Origin of the sequence: Streptomyces sp. NTH33, assembly GCF_003236365.1 — a bacterium.
In the GTDB taxonomy this organism is placed as follows: domain Bacteria; phylum Actinomycetota; class Actinomycetes; order Streptomycetales; family Streptomycetaceae; genus Streptomyces.
Map to the genome: position 1 here is coordinate 1 of NZ_POTZ01000614.1, position 3,302 is coordinate 3,302.

3 protein-coding genes are annotated in these 3,302 nt (G+C 70.4%); 2 read left to right on the forward strand and 1 reads right to left on the reverse strand.

Going from position 1 to position 3,302, the window contains the following annotated elements; translation table 11 throughout:
• Positions 1-94: 94 nt before the first annotated feature.
• Entirely contained in the window at positions 95-724 is a 630-nt protein-coding gene (locus C1I97_RS33830) for a TetR/AcrR family transcriptional regulator (RefSeq protein ID WP_111006833.1), read from the reverse strand.
• Between the two features lie 239 nt (positions 725-963).
• Here C1I97_RS33830 and C1I97_RS33835 point away from each other — a divergent pair, with 239 nt between their 5' ends.
• Complete coding sequence (locus tag C1I97_RS33835; RefSeq protein ID WP_111006834.1) at positions 964-1,944, forward strand: tetratricopeptide repeat protein; 981 nt, start codon at positions 964-966, stop codon at positions 1,942-1,944.
• A 678-nt stretch (positions 1,945-2,622) separates the two neighbouring features.
• Positions 2,623-3,255, forward strand: coding sequence for a DUF6230 family protein (locus tag C1I97_RS33845; protein WP_111006835.1), 633 nt, complete (start codon positions 2,623-2,625; stop codon positions 3,253-3,255).
• The last annotated feature ends 47 nt before the right edge of the window (positions 3,256-3,302 follow it).

Here is a 3,302-nt window from a genome sequence, read left to right on the forward strand (position 1 = left end):
GTCCCAGCCCCAGGGGCTCCGCCCCTTCGGCCCCGCCAGGGGGCTCCGCCTCCTGGACCCTCGTCGACCTGGACCGACCTGAACGGCCTCGTCCTCACATGCCGGACGGGCCGGGTGTCGCCAGCCCCGTCACAAGAACCCGGACAAAGCTCCGTACCCACTCCTCGTCCGCCGGTTCCGCGCTGACCAGGGTGCGGTGGACCACCGCGCCCGCGACCATGTCGAAGATCAGGTCGGCTGTGCGGTCGGCTTCTTCCGGGGCCGGTTCCGGGGGGAGTTCGCCGCGGGACTGGGCGCGGGCGCGACCTTCCAGGACCAGGCGTTTCTGGCGGTCGACGATGGAGGTGCGGATGCGTTCCCGCAGGGCCTCGTCGCGGGTGGACTCGGCGACCACCGCCATCAGGCCGCTCCTGGCCTCCGGGCGGGCCAGGATCGCCGCGAACTGCAGGACCACGCCCTCGATGTCGGCGGCGAGACTGCCGCGGTCGGGGAGGCGGAGTTCGTCGAAGAGCTCGGCGACGGCGTCGACGACGAGTTCGTTCTTGCCCGCCCAGCGGCGGTACAGCGTCGTCTTGGCGACCCCTGCCCGGGCGGCCACGTCCCCCAGGGTGAGCCTGGACCAGCCCAGCTCGACCAGGGCCGTCCGGGTGGCGGCCAGGATCGCCGCGTCCGCGGCGGCGCTGCGCGGGCGGCCGGCACGGGTGGGCCGGGTGCGGCTCTGCATGGCATGACCATAACCGGCCGATTCAGTGCGCTCGTGAGGGAGATCACCGGGGTGGGGTTCCGCGGAGACGCCCGGCGCCATTACGCTACGGGTCGTATCGAAAGTGTGGACGGAGGTCCACGTTCGAGCGATGACCACAGCGATGACCACAGGGCGCCCGGTGGGGACCGGGCGCCCGGCACGGTCCGGCTTTCACGGCCGTTTTCACTCAAGGGCGGGGAACGGGGGAGGATAGACGCATGCAGCCACGGAACATGTCCATGAGCGGAGTCGTCGACCTCGCCGCGGTGAAGGCGGCCCAGGAGGCCAAGGCGAAGGCGGAGCAGGCACGCGCGCAAGCGGCCAGGGAGGGCGGCGCGGGGGCGGTCTCCCCGGCCGATCTCGTCATCGACGTCAGTGAGGCCACGTTCGAGCGCGACGTCCTGCAGCGCTCGGCCGAGGTGCCCGTCGTCATCGACTTCTGGGCCGAGTGGTGCCAGCCCTGCAAGCAGCTGGGCCCGGTCCTGGAGCGGTTGGCCGTCGAGTACGACGGACGCTTCCTCCTCGCCAAGGTCGACGTCGACGCCAACCAGCTGCTGATGCAGCAGTTCGGGATCCAGGGGATCCCCGCGGTCTTCGCGGTGGTCGCGGGTCAGGCCCTGCCCCTGTTCCAGGGGGCCGCGGGCGAGGAGCAGATCCGGCAGACGCTGGACCAGCTGGTGCAGGTTGCCGAGCAGCGCTTCGGCCTGACCGGTCTGACCGTCGACCCGGACGCCGAGCCGGGCGGCCGGGCGGCCTCGCAGACCCCGCAGGTCCCGGCCGGTCCGTACGACGCGCTGCTGAACGCGGCCGCGCAGGCCCTGGACGCCGGCGACCTGGGCGGCGCCGTCCAGGCGTACAAGAACGTACTGGCCGACGACCCGGCCCACCCGGAGGCCAAACTGGGCCTAGCCCAGGCCGAGTTGCTTCAGCGGGTGCAGGGTGCGGACCCGCAGCGGGTGCGCAAGGAGGCGGCCGAGAAGCCGGCCGACGTGCAGGCTCAGATCGTCGCCGCCGACCTGGACCTGGTGGGCGGGCACGTCGAGGACGCGTTCGGCCGGCTCGTCGAGGCCGTGCGGCGCACCGCCGGTGAGGACCGGGACGCGGCGCGGCTGAGGCTGTTGGAGCTCTTCGAGGTCGTCGGGGCCGAGGATCCGCGGGTGACGGCGGCGCGCCGGGCGTTGGCGCGGGCGCTGTTCTGAGCCCCGGCCGGGCTCCGGCCCGAGGGCCGGTCCGGACCAAGGCCCTTGCAGTGACCAGTCGTTAAACGCCAGGGCGTGTGATGCCCGCGTGAAAGATTGGCCGACGAGCTCCCAGTGCGGCCGCGCTTTACCAAAACTTGGTAATCGCGGCCGCTGTTACTGGGAGTAAGTCGAAGACATGCTTCCGCCTGGCTCTGTCCAGGGATCAACCGTTTTGTTCTGCCCCGAGTTGCCACCGAGTGTCGCCATCCGGAGCCGGTGAGTCGTGTCCCGGCTACCCGGCCGTTACTAGCGAGTAACGAACCCCCTTGTGCGGGCGGCGAGAATGCACCACGATCGGCGACGCTCGGTCCGTTCCCGTAAGCCCGGCAGCCGGTCGGGACGCGGGATGCCCGGGGTCCCCACCGAGCAGGGACGGCGGCAGTAGCGCCGTCCCTTGGACAGGGGGGTCTTCGCTGTACGGCGAAGCCTGTCCAGCAGGGTTGTGCGTGATGCGTGTCAGGCGCGACCAGTGGTTGTCGCTCGGGGGTGATCGCCGGTGATTCGGGCGCGGTTCGCGCCACCGAGCGCGGGCGCTCTCCTTCCCGAGGGCGTAGCACTTCTCCCATCCCTGCCCGGCCGAGCCGCCGACCGGCGGTGAGCCGAAGACAGGAGATGTACGTCCGAGAAGGAGGAAACATGGAGTCCCAAGTGCGTGGCGGGACCAGATGGAAGCGGTTCGCTGTGGTCATGGTGCCCAGCGTGGCCGCCACTGCGGCGATAGGCGTGGCCCTGGCGCAGGGTGCCCTCGCCGCGTCGTTCAGCGTGTCGGGCCAGTCGTTCAAGGTGACGGCCGACAGGCTGGAAGGCAAGGGGTTCGCCCAGTACGGCGCGGTCGACTCGGGGAAGAGCCTCGACGGCACCAAGGACGAGCATCACCCGGTCGCCGTCTCGGCGTTCAAGACGGCCACGATCAACAACATGTGCCAGTCGGTTGTCACCCCTACCCTCTTCGGCAACGTGAGCCTGATTCTGAAGGCGGGCGGTGGCAAGACGCCGGTTACGGCTGACAACCTCTACATCGACGTCGCCGACCTGCAGGCCAACGCCACATTCAACAACATCGACATCGGTGTTGCGGCCAAGGACGCCGGCAAGGGGCCGGGCATGAAGGGCGGCAATGAGCAGGCCAGCCCCTTCGGGTTCGCCCAGCAGGCCGACACGGCCATCCTGACCGACGTGAAGCAGACGGCATGGGCGACCACTGCCGGAACCTTCAGGCTCAGCGGCCTGAAGATGTCGCTGGTGACGGGTAAGCAGGAGTGCTACTAGGCACCCGGTGACGGGCGGGGGAGCCGACGGCACCGGGTGCCTAGTAG